The following is a 15,971-nucleotide window of genomic DNA, read 5'->3' on the forward strand; positions in this document are numbered from 1 at the left end:
GCGCGCGGCGGGTCTTATGTCGTCGTCGGTCCTCGTTACTACTTCGCTTTTTTCGGGGTCGCCTTGTTGTCCGGTACCGCCGCCGTCGCAGTGTGCGTGAAGCCGCCCGCCTCCGCCTTGGTGAGCGGCGTCGTCAGCGGATGCCGCACCAACTGGTTCATGCCGCGGATGACATCCGACAGCAGTATTTCCGCCATATCGATGGTGAACCCGTGCCGAATGAGGGCGCGCATGATGGTTTCATTCTCGCGGTCGGCGGGCAGCGGGTAAGCGGCGATCAACCAGCCGCGGGTGCGCAGCCGATCCGACAGGTCGTAGAGATTGAAGCCTTGGTCCGCTTCGTCTTTCAGCCGCCACGACACCGCAGCGATGCCGTGTTGCGGATTGCCCGCGTGGATCATTTCGAAAGGACCGAGTTCGCGCAGGCCTGCCGCCAAGTGCTTTGCCACGTGGTAGATCTGGGACTGCACCCGGGTGTAGCCGATGCGGCCGAGCCGGATGAACTCGTAGTACTGGGTGATCACCTGCCCGCCGGGGCGGGAGAAATTGAGGTTGAAGGTGGCCATACTGCCGCCCAGGTAGTCGACGTTGAAGATCAGCTCCGGCGGCAGGTCGGCGGCCTCGCGCCAGATCGCCCAACCGGAGCCGAGCGGGGCCAGGCCGGTCTTGTGGCCGGAGGCGTTGATCGACTTCACCCTGGGCAGCCGGAAGTCCCAGATCAGATCCGGTGCGGTGAACGGCGCGAGGAACCCGCCGCTCGCGGCGTCCACATGAATGGGAATGTTCAGGCCGCTGACCCGCTGCAGCTGGTCGAGAGCCTTGGCGATCCCCTCGACATCCTCGTACAGCCCGGTGAAGGTCTGCCCGAAGGTCGGCACCACCATGATGGTGTTCTCATCGCAGTAGGCCGCCACATCGTCGGGATGCATGGTCAGGCGATCACCGCGCAGCGGGATCTGCCGAATTTCGACGTCGAAGTAGCGGGCGAACTTCTCCCAGCACACCTGTACCGGACCGCAGACGAAGTTGGGTGTCCCGGTGCCGCCCCGCTTCCGCCAGCGAACCTTGGCGGCCAGGCCGCCGAGCATCGCGGCCTCGCTGGAGCCGGTGGTCGAGGTGCCGTGCGTGCCCGCCGGATCGGGGGAGTGCCACAGGTCGGCGACCATCCGCACACAGCGGCGCTCCAGTTCGGCCGTCTGCGGGTACTCGTCCTTGTCGACAATGTTCTTGTCCAGGGATTCGGCCATCAACCTGCGTGCCTGGTCGTCCACCCAGGTGGTGCAGAAGGTCGCCAGGTTCATCCGGGAGACACCGTCGAGCATGAGTTCGTCGTGCACGATTTCGTAGGCGACCTGGGGGAAGAGCTCCAGCGCCGGGAACCCGGATTTCGGCGCGGTCCTGCTGAGGCCGGGCATCGCGAAAAGGTCGTCGGGATCAGGGGTGTCGGACATCGAAATAGCCTCCCGAGTAGCGGCTCGCTTGATGTTTGCCATGCTGCGGATAGTAGTGTCGATGATTTGAAATTGATTGCTGTACCTGCATATTCATCGAAACAATAATGGATGCCAATCGTTTACTATGCGCACCATGGACTATCGGCATGTCATAACGCAAGTGATGTCTGATACAGAATCGAGCATCGGTTCCGGCCAGGTCGCCGACTACATTCCCGATCTTGTGAAGGCCGATCCGAAGCAATTCGGCTTCACCATTGCCACCGTCGACGGGCACGTCTACAGCGTGGGGGAGGCGCACACGCCCTTCGCTATCGAGAGTATTTCCAAGGTCTTCGCGCTGGCTCTGGTGCTCAGCAGGAAGGAAACGCCGATTTGGCAGCGGGTGGGTCGCGAGCCGTCCGGCACGCCGTTCAACTTGCTCATCGAACTGGAGGCGGAAAACGGCATCCCGCGCAATCCGTACATCAACCCCGGTGCCATCGTGGTCGCCGACCAATTACTGCACGACACCGGCAATGGCCTCGAGGCGCTGCACGCCCTGCTGCGCGCGGAAACCGGCGCTGCGGATCTGCAAGTCGACAGCGTGACGGTCGAATCCGAGGAAGGCGCCGGAGACCGCAACCGGGCGATGGCCTATCTGATGGCCAGTTTCGGCAACATGATCAATCCGGTGCACCAGGCGCTCGACCATTATTTCCGGCAGTGCTCGATCGCCATCACCTGCGAGCAGCTCGCCAAGGCCGGTCTGCTCGTCGCGCGGGACGGGCTGCGCGAGGACGGCTCCCGACTGCTGCACCGCGCCGATGCCAGGCAACTCGTCGCGCTCATGACCACGTGTGGGACCTACGATGCCGCAGGGGAATTCGCGTACCGGATCGGTCTGCCGTGCCAGAGCGGTGTCGGCGGCGGCATCCTGTCCATCGTGCCCGGCAAATGTTCGGTCGTCGCCTGGGGGCCCGGTCTGGACGCGAAGGGCAATTCGGTGGCGGGCGCGGTCGCCCTGGCGTCCTTCGCCAGGACGACCGGCTATTCGGTGTTCTGACCGGTGCGACACAGACCGATCGGTCGGGTGAATTCGCCGTCGCCCCGACCGATCATCTCGGTGCATACCTGGCGCACGTACAGGATATGAAGGTCGACAACACAACCAAGTGAGGCGCTGGCATGACTTCCGACGAACCCCGTACAGCCGAACTGCGCAAGCGGGTCGCGGCTCTGATGCCGCAGGCGAAAACCGATCTCACCCAGCTGGTTTCGTTCAAGTCGGTGGCCGATGCCCGGCAATTCCCGCCGGCGGAATGTCACCGGACCGCCCAGTGGGTGGCGGATGCGTTCGCCGCGACCGGGCTGACCAAGGTCGGTCTGCACGAAACCCCCGACGGCAGCAAAGCTGTCATCGCCTCGCGCCCCGCGCCAGCTGGCGCGCCGACGGTATTGCTGTACTGCCACTACGACGTCCAGCCGCCGTTGGACGACGCCGCATGGCGCACCCCGGTCTGGGAGCTGACCGAGAAAGACGGGCGCTGGTACGGCCGCGGCAGCGCCGACTGCAAGGGCAATATCGTCATGCACCTCACCGCGCTGCGGGCGCTCGGTTCGGAGGTGCCGCTCGGCATCACACTGGTGGCAGAGGGTTCCGAGGAACAGGGCACCGGCGGGCTGGAGCGGTTCGTCGAGGCCAACCCGGAGCTGTTGCGCGCCGACGCGATCCTGGTCGGCGACTGCGGTAACTTCGCCGTCGGCGTGCCGACCCTCACCGAAACGCTGCGCGGCAATGTGAATGTGGTTGTCACGATCGAAACCCTTGCGGGCCCTGTGCATTCCGGCATGTTCGGCGGACCGGCTCCCGATGCGCTCGCCGCGTTGATCCAGCTGCTGGCCTCGTTGCGTGACGCGCACGGCAACACCACCGTGTCCGGTCTGTCGAACGACCAGCGGTGGACCGGCGTGCAGTATCCGCAGGAGCAGTTCCGCGCGGACGCAGGCGTGCTCGGCGGGGTCGAACTGACCGGGGACGGCACCGTCGCCGATATGCTCTGGGCGCGACCGGCTTTGACGGTGCTCGGCATCGATGCGCCACCCGTGGTCGGCTCGTCGGCATCCATCCAGCCTTCGGCGCGGGCCAGGCTCAACCTGCGTATCCCACCGGGCACCGACCCGGAGCAGGCATGGAAAGCGCTCACCGCGCACCTGCACGCGAACACGCCGTGGCAGGCGAAGCTGACCCTGGAAGCCGAGGCCACCGGCGCACCCTTCAAATCCGGCAGCGGTGGACCGGCCCGCGTCGCGATGGAGGCCGCGCTCGCTGCCTCCTATGGCCGGCCTGCGACCACGCAGGGCCAGGGCGGCTCCATCCCGCTGTGCAATGTCTTCGCCGACACCTACCCGGACGCCGAGATCATGCTGCTCGGCGTCGAGGAACCGAAATGCCTGATCCACGCCCCCAACGAGAGCGTGGACCCCAGCGAGATCGAGCACCTGGCCTTGGCCGAAACCCTGTTCCTGACCAGCTACGCCGAGCTGGCGTAGAGACCTACAGCTCGGCGGTGTCCTCGGGCTGGATCACCCTGAATTCGGTATCTGCGGGTCGCATTTCGGCAAACCTGCCGAAGAAGATGCCCTGCGCTTCGGGCACGACAATGCCGTAGTGGATGGGGAAGGCGGTGCGTGGACCGACCGCACGCAGGTAGTCGACGGCCTCGCTGATCCGCATCCACGGCGCGACGGCAGGCAGGGCGAGCACACCGACCGGCACCGGCGGCACCCACAGCGAGTCGCCGGGATGAACGAGCTGTGCGGGGTCCTCGGCCGTGCCGAGCTGGAACACGGTGTTGTCGATCACCGGGATTTCCGGGTGGATCACCGCGTGCCTGCCACCGCCACCGGTGATCTGCAGGCCACCGAGCGTCAGCACGTTGCCTGCGTGCACCGCTTCCCACGGTGCGCCGCGTTGCTTCGCAGTCTGCGGATCGGCAAGCAGCCGGGCGCCGGGATTGGCCTCGATCAGGGCGTCGATCCGCAGTGGATCGATGTGATCGGGGTGCTGATGGGTGACGGCGATCGCGTCGAGTCCGGTGATGCCTTCGAAGCCGTGCGCGAAGGTACCGGGATCGAACAGCACCTTCTTGCCGTGCAGTTCGACGAGAATGCAGGAATGGCCGAAGTGGGCTATACGCATGTGGCAAGGCTATTTGGCACCCAGCCGGTTGGCTATTGGCACCCTGTCGATTCCGAGCCGACCCCGAAGGCGGCTCGGACGGCTCGGACAACTACGCTGCACAGGTAACACCCCAATACCACCTGAGGAGCAACGCGTGGCACGAGTCGTGGTCGAGGTGATGCCGAAGGCCGAGATCCTGGATCCGCAGGGGCAGGCAATCGTCGGCGCGCTCCCGCGTCTGGGATTCGCCGGAGTCTCGGATGTCCGGCAGGGCAAGCGATTCGAACTCGACATCGACGACAGTGTCAGCGATGCGGAGCTCGAACAGATCGCTGAGGCGCTGCTCGCCAACACCGTGATCGAGGAATGGAAGGTCGTCCGCGTCTCATGACTGCGCGCATCGGGGTCATCACGTTTCCCGGCACGCTCGACGACGTCGACGCGGCGCGTGCGGTGCGGCTGGCAGGCGCGGAAGCGGTCAGCCTGTGGCACGCCGACGCCGATCTGAAGCAGGTCGACGCGGTCGTCGTGCCGGGCGGCTTCTCCTACGGCGACTACCTGCGTGCGGGCGCCATCGCCCGGTTCGCGCCGGTGATGGGGGAGGTCATCCGCGCCGCGGGCCGCGGCCTGCCGGTGCTCGGCATCTGCAACGGCTTCCAGGTGCTGTGCGAGGCCGGCCTGCTGCCCGGCGCGCTGACCCGCAACGAGGGCCTGCATTTCATCTGCCGCGACGAATGGCTGCGCGTGGAATCGGCTGATACCGCGTGGACCTCACGGTACGAGGTAGGCGCGCAGATCCTCGTCCCGCTGAAGTCCGGTGAGGGTCGCTTCCAGGCGTCCACCGCCGTGCTCGACGAGCTCGAGGGCGAAGGCCGGGTGGTATTCCGCTACGCGGGCGCCAACCCGAACGGCTCGCAGCGCGGCATCGCGGGCATCGCCTCGGCCAACGGCCGCGTTGTCGGCCTGATGCCCCACCCCGAGCACGCCACCGAGCCCTTGACGGGCCCGAGCGACGACGGCCTTGGTCTCTTCCTTTCGGTTCTGGACACCCTGGTCGCTGTGTAGTTTTGGCTGTGTTTTTGGCAGCGCCTGCGGCGCTGCGTGTTCGCGGCCCCCTTGGTCTCGCTTCCGAGCCGTCGAGACTCGCGCCTGCGGCGCATGCGCTTCGACGGCTCGGAAGCGAGACGGGCCGCGAACTCTAGTGCTCGGTCTCGCTGCGCTCGGAAGACATCATCGTGCCGAGTGGGGGCGTTGGTTGTTGAGCTTGCGACTTTGGTTTAGGCGCTTGGGCGGCTGTGGGGGTGGATGCGCCGCGAACTCTGGTGCTCGGTGTCGCTTCGCTCGGAAGGTGTCGTCGTGTCGGGTGGGGGCGTTGGTTGTTGAGCTTGCGACTTTGGTTTAGGCGCTTCGGCGGCTGTGGGGGTGGGATGCGCCGCGAACTCTGGTGCTCGGTGTCGCTTCGCTCGGAAGGTGTCGTCGTGTCGGGTGGGGGCGTTGGTTGTTGAGCTTGCGACTTTGGTTTAGGCGCTTCGGCGGCTGTGGGGGTGGGATGCGCCGCGAACTCTGGTGCTGGGTCTCGCTTCGCTCGGAAGGTGTCATCGTACCGAGGGGCGCGTTGGTGGGATGCTTGCGACATCGGTGGATGTACGCGGGTCGGGCGGGAATGTCACGATCGCTCACTTAAGTGATGCGGTCGACTACGTCGAAGTCGATGCCGTCGGCGCGGGCGATGTAGCCGTGCTGGATTGCCTGATTGCCGAGGAAACCTCTAGTGCCGCACGGGGTTTCGAGTAGGACGCCGTTTTCGAGTGCGGCGTGGATATCGGGTACAGCGAGTGAGCCCACCGTCGATGCGAGCGCGCTCGAGGTGTGGATGGCCTCGTAGCTGGGGTTGCTGAAGCTGGTCGGTGCCGGGGCGAAGCTGCCGTGCAGGTTGCGGTAGCGGGCCATGCGGGCGCGGCCGTCGGGTGTGCGTTTGTCCAACGATATTCGTGGTACGAATTTCGCGTCCCAGAATTCCGGTGCTGCCGTTGATTTCATCGACGGCAAGCGAAATTGCCGCGTCACACGAGGCGGCGACGATACCGCCGGGACCTTGCGTCGGAACGATGTTGAGGATCTCGATCGTCCCGTCTTGGCTCTCGCCGAACGCTGACATTCGGTACTCTTCTTCTCGTTCGGGCGAAATTCAGGGCAGGCAGGAAATAATGACGACCATTGTAGGCGGATATTCCACGCTGCATGGTGCGCTGCGTGCTGCGGAACGCCGTTGGCTGAGTCACCTCGACGATGCACTGTGTGCCAGGCAACTATCGGCCGATCAGTGGTCGATGCTGTCGAATCTGTCCAATGAGGCGGGCATCACGATGAGCGAATTGGCGATCAGATCGCAGCTGGCGCCGTCGTCGGCGACCAGGCATGCGGACTTTCTCGCGGAACGCGGGCTGATCTTCCGGCTGGCCGCGGAGGGTGATCGGCGGCGGATTCTGATCGGGCTGAGCAGGCTCGGCGTCGAGTTGGTCGAGTCGGTGCAGGCCGAGGAGGCGCGTGCGGAGCAGCAGCTGCGGACCAGGATGGGTGCGCGCCGTTACGCCGAACTGATGCGGCTGCTCGAACTCGTTTCCGCGACCTGACTTTCGACGGTCCGGATTTCGGTAACACGGTGTTCGACGAATTGCTGCGAATGTAAATCATCCGATGAAATCTCCGGCGTGCATGTCGCTCGGGCAAATCATCCGATGAATGTCTCGAAAGTCCGGTTCATCGGCAGTAAGTGCACAGAATGCCGTTCCTTCGGTTATGTTTCCAAACAGAATTAGTTTGGTCGATCGTCAGGAGCGAAGATGGGCTACGAAGCGGTTGTGTCGAACCCCGATGCGGTGTATGTGGCCGTCATCAACCACATGATGCCGCGCTTGCACACACGTGCCGAAGTGCTGGCGAACTGCTACCGGATCGGTCATCTGATCGATGGTCTGAGGCGGGGTCATCGCGATCTGGATCTGATTGTGCTGCCGGAGTATTCGGCCATGGGCGTGATGTACGACGAGACCGAGCTGTACTCCACCGCCGCGGTGATCCCCGGCGACGAGACGGAGGTCCTTGCCGAGGCGTGCCGCCGCAACGGGGTGTGGGGCGTGGTCTCGATCGCGGGCGAGCGGCATGAGGAACACCCGCTGCGCGCCCCGTACAACACCGCCGTGCTGATCAACGACCACGGCGAGATTGTGCAGCGTTACCGCAAGATCGCACCCGCGGCCGAAGGCGAAGCCTGCTACCCGGGTGATACGACCTATGTCTGCGAGGGCCCGAAGGGCATACAGATTTCCCTGATCATCGGCGAGGACGGCAACTATCCCGAGGTGTGGCGCGACTGCGTGATGAAAGGCGCCGAGCTCGTGGTGCACTGCCAGAGCCTGCGCGGGTGCGCCGCCGAACAGCAGCTCGCCATGGCCAAGGCGATGGCATGGGCCAACCGTGCCTACGTCGTGGTCGGCGGCGCCGCCGGCTTCGACGGAGTGCATTCCTACTGCGGCCATTCCGCGATCATCGACGCCGAGGGCCGGGCGCTCGCGCAGTGCGGGTCGGAGCCGAACGAGGTGCGCACCGCGCGACTTTCGGTCCGGACGGTGCGCGAGACGCGGTACTTCGACCGCAACCAGTTCGGCCCGCACAGCCTGCTGCATCGCGGCACGACAAGAGACGCGCACGCGCACGGACTCGCGGACTGCCCGCTCGACTTCTACCGGACCTGGATCAACGATCCGGTCAAGGCGCAGGAACAGGTCCAGGAGATCGTCGACCGGGTCGGCGAACCGGCGGCGCGGTGAGGGCTGCCTAGGATCACAGGCATGCCCGTTTCCAGTACCGATGCCACCGCCGCCGGATTGTGTGCGTTCATCGACGAGTCGCCCTCGTCGTTCCATGTGTGCCGTACGGCCGCCCGTGCGCTGGAGGCCAACGGCTTCACCCCGCTCGAGGAGTCGGCGTCGTGGCCGTCGGACGGGCCGAGCAGGCACTACGTGATTCGCGGTGGTTCGCTGATCGCCTGGGCGACCGCGGACTCCTCCGGCGACATGCCCTTCCGTGTCGTCGGTGCGCATACCGACAGTCCGAATCTGCGGGTGAAGCAACATCCGGACCTCGCCGTTGCGGGCTGGCAGCTGGTCGGGCTCGAGCCCTACGGCGGTGCGCTGCTGAATTCGTGGCTCGATCGCGAGCTCGGCATCTCGGGTCGGCTGAGCGTGCGCGACGGAAATGTGGTGCGCGACCAACTGATTCGGATCGATGAGCCGATCCTGCGAGTGCCGCAGCTGGCGATCCATCTGTCCGAGGATCGGCGCGGCGTCACGCTGGATCCGCAGCGCCACGTCAACGCGATCTGGGGTGTCGGGTCCGCACCGCGCTCGTTCCTCGCTTTCGTCGCCGAGCACGCCGAGGTCGACCCGTACGAGATCCTCGGCTGGGAACTGATGACCCACGACCTGACGCCGAGCAAGTTGGTCGGGCGCGACTTCGATCTGGTCAGCGCGCCCAGGTTGGACAACCAGGGCACCTGCTACGCGGGGCTGCATGCGTTCCTGGCCGCGGTCGCCGAACCGGGGGCCGCCATTCCGGTGCTGGCGATGTTCGATCACGAGGAAGTCGGCAGCCAGTCCGATCGGGGTGCGCAATCGGATCTGCTGCCGACCGTGCTGGAGCGCATCGTGCTGGCCCGAGGTGGCGGCCGCGCCGAATATTTGGCCGCGCTGGCCGGATCCGTGTGTGCCTCCGGCGATATGGCGCACGCGACACACCCCAACTATCCGGACCGGCACGAGCCGGCGCACCGGATCGAGGTGAACGGCGGCCCGGTGCTCAAGGTCAACCAGAACCTGCGCTACGCCACCGATGCGGCGGGTGCGGGTGCGTTCGCGCTGGCCTGTGCCCAGGCGCAGGTGCCGTTGCAGCGCTACGTGCATCGCGCCGATCTGCCGTGCGGTTCGACCATCGGCCCCATGACGGCCGCGCGCACCGGCATGTCGACCGTCGATGTCGGCGCACCGCAGCTTGCTATGCATTCGGCTCGCGAGCTGATGGGCGCTGCCGATGTTGTGGCCTACGCCGCGGCGCTTGCGGCCTTCCTGACACCCGCTCCGGCCGGGCGGTAATTGACAACGGCGACAACGAATATCGCGAGGGTGGCGAGCACATAGGCGCTGCCGATGAGCTGTTGCCACCAGGCCCAGCCGAGCTCGCGATCGTGCTGGTGTGGCAGCAGCCACTGCGGGCCGATCGCGAACATCACCGTGCCTGCGGCGACGGTGCCGATGAACCACCGATTGCGCCTGCCGCGCTCGATGGCGTCGGCGGCGACAACAAGTGCCGGTGCGATCCAGACCCAGTGATGCGACCAGGAGACGGGGGAGACGAGCAGGACCGCGGCCGCGTTGACCATCAGCGCGGCCACGTTCGAGCCCGCCTCGATGAGCCTGCGCATCCAGATCGCGGCGAGCCCGAGCGCCACCAGCGACAGCGTGATCCAGATCAGGGTCGCCAGCGAATCGGAGACGCCGAGCCGGAAGGCCATGCCCTTGAGCGACTGGTTGCCCGCGTAGTACGGCGGCCCGATCCGTCCGGTGTCGGCCAGTGTGTTGAACCAGTACTCGACCGAATCGCCGGGAAACAGCAGGAATCCGAGCCCGACCGCCGCGATCGCCGACACCACCAGGGTGCCCGCCGCCTTCCAGTCCTTGCGCAGCAGGAAATACAGGAGGTAGCCGGCCGGGATAAGCTTCACCGACACCGCGATGCCGATCAGCATGCCGCGCGGCCAGAACGGTTTGCGCACCAGGCAATCCATCGTGATCGCCGCCATCAGCACCAGGTTGATCTGCCCGAACCCGAAGGTCTGGCGCAGCGGTTCCAGCAATTGCAGCAGTGCGACCGCGGTGATGACCAGCGGGAGGACGACCATCCGGTCCAGTTCCGGGCGCAAGCGCGCGAGCACAAGCCACAGCGTGATGCCGAGGCTGAGCACGGATGTGGCGAGGACCAGCACCTCGGCCAGCAGCAGCGGCATCAGTGCCAATGGCGCGAAGAACAGCGCGGAGAGCGGAGGGTAGGTGAACGGCAGCCCGATCCCCATCACCGGCGGCATCGGCCCGTACAGCTCGCCGTCGTCCAGCCAGACCCGAGCGCCGGTGCGATACACCTGTAGATCGATATAGCCGCTCCACCAGTGCACGAGCAGCGAGACGGCGGCGGAAACGACGAAAAGGGCGACGGCGCCGATCAGCCGGCGCAGCTGCCGGTTCGACATCGGGGGTCGCGACAACACCGGGTCGGTCGCTGCGGATTCCGGGCGCACATGCTCCGAGGTGACGGGCTGCTCAGCCGGTTCCGCAATCCCCGATCTATCGCTCACCGCCAAAGCGTAGCGGTTGCGATGTCGGGCGATGTGTGCCGACCGAGCCATTGGCCGCGGTCTACACCATGTCTTGCGTCACATTCCGCCAACGGGATTCGGCGGCGTAACCGTCCGGTATCGGTGCGCAAAACCGGCTAACCGGGCGGCGGGTGCGATGCGGCCCACTGTCCCTCGGGGGCCACAGCTAAACTTCGAGGCGAATCCCCAGCTTCGCGCTCCGGCCCGAAAGGACCCTGGTACTCCGTGACTCCGCAGGTCGACACCGTCAGCGCAGCCGCAGCAACTCCGGATATCTCGCAGCCCTATAAAGAACTAGGTCTGAAAGATGACGAGTACGCGCGGATCAAGGAGATCCTCGGCCGCCGGCCGACCGACGCCGAACTGGCGATGTACTCGGTGATGTGGAGCGAGCACTGCTCCTACAAGTCCTCGAAGGTGCATCTGCGTTACTTCGGTGAGACCACCACCGACGAAATGCGGGCCTCCATGCTCGCGGGCATCGGTGAGAACGCCGGCGTCGTCGACGTCGGCGACGGCTGGGCGGTCACCTTCAAGGTGGAAAGCCACAACCATCCCTCCTATGTCGAGCCCTACCAGGGCGCGGCCACCGGCGTCGGCGGCATCGTGCGCGACATCATGGCCATGGGTGCCCGGCCCATCGCAGTGATGGACCAGCTGCGCTTCGGCGCGGCGGACGCGGCCGACACCCGCCGTGTTGTCGACGGTGTGGTGCGCGGTGTCGGTGGTTACGGCAATTCCCTCGGCCTGCCGAATATCGGCGGCGAGACCGTCTTCGATGCCTCCTACCAGGGCAACCCGCTGGTCAACGCGCTGTGCGCGGGCGTAATGCGGGTCGAGGACCTGCATCTGGCGTTCGCGTCCGGCACCGGCAACAAGATCATCCTGTTCGGTGCGCGCACCGGGCTCGACGGCATCGGCGGCGTTTCGGTGCTCGCCTCGGACACCTTCTCCGGTGACGAATCCGGCGCCGGCCGCAAGAAGCTGCCGAGCGTGCAGGTCGGCGACCCGTTCACCGAGAAGGTGCTCATCGAGTGCTGTCTCGAGCTGTACGCCGCCAAGTTGGTCGTCGGTATCCAGGACCTCGGCGGCGCCGGGTTGTCCTGCGCCACTTCGGAACTGGCCGCGGCGGGCGACGGCGGTATGCACATCGACCTGACCAAGGTGCCGCTGCGCGCCAAGGGCATGACCCCGGCCGAGGTGCTCTCCAGCGAATCGCAGGAGCGCATGTGCGCGGTCGTGACGCCGGAGAATGTCGACGCCTTCATGGCCGTCTGCCACAAGTGGGACGTGCTCGCGACGGTGATCGGTGAGGTCACCGACGGCGATCGGCTGGTCATCAGCTGGCACGGCGAGACCGTTGTCGACGTGCCGCCGCGCACCGTCGCCCACCAGGGCCCGGTCTACGAGCGCCCGGTCCAGCGCCCCGACGAGCAGGACGCGCTCATCGCCGACAGCACCGACAAGCTGACCCGCCCGAAGACCCCGGACGAGCTGCGCGACACGCTGCTGCAGATGATTTCCAGCCCGCAGTTGTGCAGCCGCAAGTGGATCACCGAGCAGTACGACCGTTACGTGCGCGGCAACACCGTGCTCGCCGAGCACGCCGACGCGGGCGTTATCCGCATCGACGAGCAGACCGGCCGCGGTATCGCGCTGGCCACCGACGCGTCGGGGCGCTACACCAAGCTCGACCCTTACACCGGCGCGCAGCTGGCGCTGGCCGAGGCCTTCCGCAATGTGGCGACCACCGGCGCGACACCGAAGGCCGTCACCAACTGCCTCAACTTCGGTTCTCCCGAGGATCCCGGTGTGATGTGGCAGTTCCAGCAGGCCGTGCGCGGTCTCGCGGACGGTTGTGTCGCGCTCGGCATTCCGGTGACCGGCGGCAACGTCAGCTTCTACAACCAAACCGGCCAGGACGCCATCCTGCCGACCCCGGTTGTCGGCGTGCTCGGTGTCATCGATGATGTGCACCGTCGCATCCCGACCGGCCTCGGCCTGGAGCCGGGCGAGACGCTGATCCTGCTCGGCGAGACCCACGACGAGTTCGGCGGGTCCATCTGGTCCCAGGTCGCCCACGACCACCTCGGTGGCGTGCCGCCCAAGGTCGACTTCGCCCGCGAGCAGCTGCTCGCCGAGGTGCTGACCTCGGGTTCGCGCGACGGCATGATCAGCGCCGCGCACGACCTGTCCGAGGGCGGTCTGATCCAGGCTGTCGTCGAGGCTGCGCTGGCCGGCGAAACCGGTTGCCGCATCCTGCTTCCCGAGGGCGCGGACCCGTTCGTGACGCTGTTCTCCGAGTCGACGGGCCGGGTGCTTGTCGCGGTGCCGCGTTCGGAGGAGACCCGCTTCACCAAGATGTGCACCGCGCGGGAGCTGCCGTGGGTGCGCATCGGCGTTGTCGACCAAGGCGCTGATTCCGTCGAGGTCCAGGGCCAGTTCAGCATCCCCATGGACGAATTGCGCGCCGCGCACGAGGGCACGCTGCCGAAGCTGTTCGGAGCCAGCGCCATTTGACCGGGGCTGGGGCTCGAGCAGTCTCAGTACGTCTACGCGACGGCGTTGGCACGATTGTCGGCGCCGTCGAGCGGTTCTTCCATCCCAACTACGCCGGGCTCGTCGTTGCCACGGTCTTCTTCGCCTGGTCGTTGACTCCGTCACTGCTGCCGCGCGATTGGCTGTTCGAAGGGTTGGTCAGCGGCATCAACGCGGCCATCGGCTATGGGGTCGGCTGCGTGCTGGAATGGGTGTACCGCAGGTGGATTCGGCCCAGCGTGCACTTGCCCGCCGCGGTGACGCACGTGCTGGAGAAACAGCCGAACTGGCTGCCCGGCGCGGTCAAGGTCGCGATCGTGGTGGCCTGCGTTCTCGTCGCTGTCCAGATGCTCGTGCAGTCGGCGCGGTGGCAGCGCGAGATCACCGCACTGATGGGTATGGATCCGATCACCACCTCGGGGTTCCTGCGCACCGGCGCGTTGAGTGCCCTGGTGGGTGCGATCGCCATCGGGGCATTTCGAGGCGTCCGGTGGCTGGTTCGGTGGGTTGCGACCGAGCTGACCAAGTGGGTGCGCATCCCACGCCGGGCGGCGCTGCCCGTCGGCTTCGTGCTCGTCGCGTTTGCGGCGATCCTGCTCTTCAACGGTGTGCTGTCCAAAGCCTTTTTCAACGTGGCGAATTCGGCATTCAGTGTGCGCAACGGCCACACCTCGCCGAATGCCGTGCAGCCGCAGGGGCCGGAGCGGTCCGGCAGCCCGGCCTCACTGGCGGCATGGGAGACGCTCGGCTCGGAGGGGCGCTGGTTTGTTTCCTATGGTCCGGACGCCGCCACCATCAGTCAGATCACCGGCAAGCCCGCCCGCGAGCCGATTCGGGTGTACACCGGACTGGAGTCGGCCGACGGGCCGCAGGCGCAGGCGGAACTCGCGGTGGCCGAGCTGGAGCGCACCGGCGCGTTCGACCGCAAGGTGATCGTTGTGGTGACCACAACGGGCACCGGATGGGTCGACTCGACCAGCGCCGAATCCGTCGAGATGATGTACGGCGGCGACACCGCGATCGTCGCGAGTCAGTATTCGTATCTGCCGAGTGTGCTGTCGTTCCTGTCGGACAAGGAGAAGGCGACACAGGCCGGAAAGCTGGTGTTCGACAAGGTTTACGAGCATTGGTCGGCGCGGCCCGTGGACGCAAGGCCGAAGCTGCTCGTCTATGGCGAGAGTCTCGGCTCCCAGGGTTCGGAGGGCGCTTTCACCGGCCTGGCGGATATCCGTGCGAGGGCCGACGGGGTGCTGTGGGTCGGGCCGCCGAACTCGAATCGTCTGTGGAGTGAGCTCACCACACGCCGGGATCCAGGTGCGCCCGAGATTCTGCCGACCTATGCCGACGGGCTGGTGGTGCGCTTCGCCAACGATCGCGGCGATCTGGCGAAGCCGTCGGACACCTGGCTTTCGCCACGCATCGCCTACCTGCAGCATGCCTCGGACCCGGTGATCTGGTGGACGCCCGACCTGCTGTTCACCGAACCCGATTGGCTGCGGGAACCGCGTGGGCCGGATGTGTCCGCGACGATGGCCTGGTATCCGATCGTCACGTTCTGGCAGGTCGCCGCGGATCTGCCCAACGCCCAAGGCGTTACCGACGGGCACGGGCACCGCTACGGCACGCTGGTGCTGGACGGCTGGGCCGCGATCGCACAGCCGCCGGGGTGGTCGGCGGAGCTGTCGGATCGGATCCGGAACTACCTGGAGTTGTCGGCCATCCGCGAGCGTCAGCTCAAGTAAACGCACCACCTGGGCGGACCTGGACCCCTCGTGTGCCGGGCCCGCTCAGGTGAGCGCCGTCAGGCGACGGACTTGAACGGATCGTGCTCCGCGATCAGTTTTTCCATCCGCGCCTCGTCGATGCGCCTGCGCACACTCGCGGTTTCCTGTTGGTCGCGAACCACCTTCGCCAGGGTGAAGGTGCTCGACACCAGGAACAGGACCGACATGGCCAGAAAGCCGCGCTGTGAGATGTCCAGTGGGAGATAGCAGATGCCGACGCCGGTCCCGAAGAAGCTGACGCCGAACGCGATCGCGGCTTGCGCGAGGAATGCCGAGGTGGTCTTCGGCTGTGCGTTGGAGGTGCTCATGGGTACTGAGTCTGCTGGCCCGGTCGCCTGGGCGACCGGGTACAACTACTCGAGCGAAATGGGTAATTGCCGCGCGGTCCTTAATCTCTTGCCCACCAGGGCAATTAGTTGATCGGGCCCACTTCTCCCGACATACCGAGCGACCACGGAGCGAGTTTTACGAGCGACCGTTCGCGGCCGGCTCGCGTCCGAGTGGCCGAAGCGCATGCGACGAAGTCGCGAGTCTCGGCCGCTCGGACGCGAGCCTTCGGGGCCGCGAACACGCAGCGCCGCAGGCGCTGCAAAACAAACACAGCC

14 protein-coding genes are annotated in these 15,971 nt (G+C 66.2%); 9 read left to right on the forward strand and 5 right to left on the reverse strand.

What is annotated here, in order from left to right:
* Positions 1 to 38: 38 nt before the first annotated feature.
* Positions 39 to 1,493: a glutamate decarboxylase gene (locus OHQ90_RS08150; RefSeq protein WP_328408762.1), complete on the reverse strand. Its 1,455-nt coding sequence runs from the start codon at positions 1,491 to 1,493 to the stop codon at positions 39 to 41.
* 124 nt (positions 1,494 to 1,617) lie between these two features.
* Here OHQ90_RS08150 and OHQ90_RS08155 point away from each other — a divergent pair, with 124 nt between their 5' ends.
* The gene (locus tag OHQ90_RS08155) at positions 1,618 to 2,499 is read left to right on the forward strand and encodes a glutaminase (RefSeq protein ID WP_328408763.1); all 882 of its coding nucleotides are present in this window, start codon (positions 1,618 to 1,620) and stop codon (positions 2,497 to 2,499) included.
* Positions 2,500 to 2,621: 122 nt separating this feature from the next.
* Positions 2,622 to 3,986, forward strand: a complete 1,365-nt coding sequence (locus OHQ90_RS08160) for a dipeptidase (RefSeq protein WP_328408765.1) — start codon at positions 2,622 to 2,624, stop codon at positions 3,984 to 3,986.
* Between the two features lie 4 nt (positions 3,987 to 3,990).
* Here the strand turns inward: OHQ90_RS08160 and OHQ90_RS08165 are convergent, their stop codons facing one another.
* On the reverse strand, positions 3,991 to 4,635 hold the full coding sequence (locus OHQ90_RS08165; protein ID WP_328408766.1) for an MBL fold metallo-hydrolase: 645 nt from the start codon (positions 4,633 to 4,635) through the stop codon (positions 3,991 to 3,993).
* A 136-nt stretch (positions 4,636 to 4,771) separates the two neighbouring features.
* Between OHQ90_RS08165 and purS the strand changes: the two genes are divergently transcribed.
* Both purS and purQ read left to right on the forward strand, forming a co-directional pair.
* The gene (gene purS, locus OHQ90_RS08170) at positions 4,772 to 5,008 is read left to right on the forward strand and encodes a phosphoribosylformylglycinamidine synthase subunit PurS (protein WP_328408768.1); all 237 of its coding nucleotides are present in this window, start codon (positions 4,772 to 4,774) and stop codon (positions 5,006 to 5,008) included.
* Positions 5,005 to 5,682 (forward strand): phosphoribosylformylglycinamidine synthase subunit PurQ, encoded by a 678-nt coding sequence (gene purQ / locus OHQ90_RS08175; protein ID WP_328408769.1) that lies wholly within the window; start codon positions 5,005 to 5,007, stop codon positions 5,680 to 5,682. The genes purS and purQ overlap by 4 nt, the downstream gene beginning before the upstream one ends.
* Positions 5,683 to 6,297: 615 nt before the next feature.
* On the opposite strand, the gene OHQ90_RS08180 is transcribed toward purQ, so the two are convergent.
* Positions 6,298 to 6,657 (reverse strand): hypothetical protein, encoded by a 360-nt coding sequence (locus OHQ90_RS08180; protein WP_328408770.1) that lies wholly within the window; start codon positions 6,655 to 6,657, stop codon positions 6,298 to 6,300.
* Between the two features lie 167 nt (positions 6,658 to 6,824).
* On the opposite strand from OHQ90_RS08180, the gene OHQ90_RS08185 reads away from it, so the two are divergent.
* The 3 genes from OHQ90_RS08185 to OHQ90_RS08195 all read left to right on the forward strand — a co-directional run bounded on the left by OHQ90_RS08185 (position 6,825) and on the right by OHQ90_RS08195 (position 9,767).
* Positions 6,825 to 7,250 carry a MarR family transcriptional regulator gene (locus OHQ90_RS08185; RefSeq protein ID WP_328408772.1) on the forward strand — a complete coding sequence of 142 codons (426 nt, stop codon included), beginning with the start codon at positions 6,825 to 6,827 and terminating at the stop codon, positions 7,248 to 7,250.
* A gap of 210 nt (positions 7,251 to 7,460) precedes the next feature.
* Positions 7,461 to 8,447: an aliphatic amidase gene (locus OHQ90_RS08190; RefSeq protein ID WP_328408774.1), complete on the forward strand. Its 987-nt coding sequence runs from the start codon at positions 7,461 to 7,463 to the stop codon at positions 8,445 to 8,447.
* 21 nt (positions 8,448 to 8,468) lie between these two features.
* Complete coding sequence (locus tag OHQ90_RS08195) at positions 8,469 to 9,767, forward strand: M18 family aminopeptidase (protein WP_328408776.1); 1,299 nt, start codon at positions 8,469 to 8,471, stop codon at positions 9,765 to 9,767.
* Here the strand turns inward: OHQ90_RS08195 and OHQ90_RS08200 are convergent.
* Positions 9,716 to 11,023 carry a glycosyltransferase 87 family protein gene (locus tag OHQ90_RS08200; protein WP_328408778.1) on the reverse strand — a complete coding sequence of 436 codons (1,308 nt, stop codon included), beginning with the start codon at positions 11,021 to 11,023 and terminating at the stop codon, positions 9,716 to 9,718. The two genes, OHQ90_RS08195 and OHQ90_RS08200, sit on opposite strands and share 52 nt — an antisense overlap.
* 246 nt (positions 11,024 to 11,269) lie before the next feature.
* On the opposite strand from OHQ90_RS08200, the gene purL reads away from it, so the two are divergent.
* Both purL and OHQ90_RS08210 read left to right on the forward strand, forming a co-directional pair.
* Complete coding sequence (gene purL, locus OHQ90_RS08205; RefSeq protein WP_328408780.1) at positions 11,270 to 13,564, forward strand: phosphoribosylformylglycinamidine synthase subunit PurL; 2,295 nt, start codon at positions 11,270 to 11,272, stop codon at positions 13,562 to 13,564.
* On the forward strand, positions 13,561 to 15,324 hold the full coding sequence (locus OHQ90_RS08210) for an alpha/beta hydrolase (RefSeq protein ID WP_328408781.1): 1,764 nt from the start codon (positions 13,561 to 13,563) through the stop codon (positions 15,322 to 15,324). Before purL ends, OHQ90_RS08210 begins: the two co-directional genes overlap by 4 nt.
* Positions 15,325 to 15,383: 59 nt before the next feature.
* Here the strand turns inward: OHQ90_RS08210 and OHQ90_RS08215 are convergent, their stop codons facing one another.
* Positions 15,384 to 15,674: a YiaA/YiaB family inner membrane protein gene (locus OHQ90_RS08215; RefSeq protein WP_328408783.1), complete on the reverse strand. Its 291-nt coding sequence runs from the start codon at positions 15,672 to 15,674 to the stop codon at positions 15,384 to 15,386.
* Positions 15,675 to 15,971: the final 297 nt, after the last annotated feature.

Origin of the sequence: Nocardia sp. NBC_00403 (assembly GCF_036046055.1) — a bacterium.
Classification (GTDB): Bacteria; Actinomycetota; Actinomycetes; order Mycobacteriales; family Mycobacteriaceae; genus Nocardia.

What these genes read in the sequence shown, in the direction of transcription:
- OHQ90_RS08150 (WP_328408762.1), bottom strand. Translation starts at nt 1,493, where the DNA reads ATGGCAAACATCAAGCGAGCCGCTACTCGGGAGGCTATTTCGATGTCC.
- OHQ90_RS08155 (WP_328408763.1), top strand. Translation starts at nt 1,618, where the DNA reads ATGTCTGATACAGAATCGAGCATCGGTTCCGGCCAGGTCGCCGACTAC.
- OHQ90_RS08160 (WP_328408765.1), top strand. Translation starts at nt 2,622, where the DNA reads ATGACTTCCGACGAACCCCGTACAGCCGAACTGCGCAAGCGGGTCGCG.
- OHQ90_RS08165 (WP_328408766.1), bottom strand. Translation starts at nt 4,635, where the DNA reads ATGCGTATAGCCCACTTCGGCCATTCCTGCATTCTCGTCGAACTGCAC.
- purQ (WP_328408769.1), top strand. Translation starts at nt 5,005, where the DNA reads ATGACTGCGCGCATCGGGGTCATCACGTTTCCCGGCACGCTCGACGAC.
- OHQ90_RS08180 (WP_328408770.1), bottom strand. Translation starts at nt 6,657, where the DNA reads ATGAAATCAACGGCAGCACCGGAATTCTGGGACGCGAAATTCGTACCA.
- OHQ90_RS08185 (WP_328408772.1), top strand. Translation starts at nt 6,825, where the DNA reads ATGACGACCATTGTAGGCGGATATTCCACGCTGCATGGTGCGCTGCGT.
- OHQ90_RS08190 (WP_328408774.1), top strand. Translation starts at nt 7,461, where the DNA reads ATGGGCTACGAAGCGGTTGTGTCGAACCCCGATGCGGTGTATGTGGCC.
- OHQ90_RS08195 (WP_328408776.1), top strand. Translation starts at nt 8,469, where the DNA reads ATGCCCGTTTCCAGTACCGATGCCACCGCCGCCGGATTGTGTGCGTTC.
- OHQ90_RS08215 (WP_328408783.1), bottom strand. Translation starts at nt 15,674, where the DNA reads ATGAGCACCTCCAACGCACAGCCGAAGACCACCTCGGCATTCCTCGCG.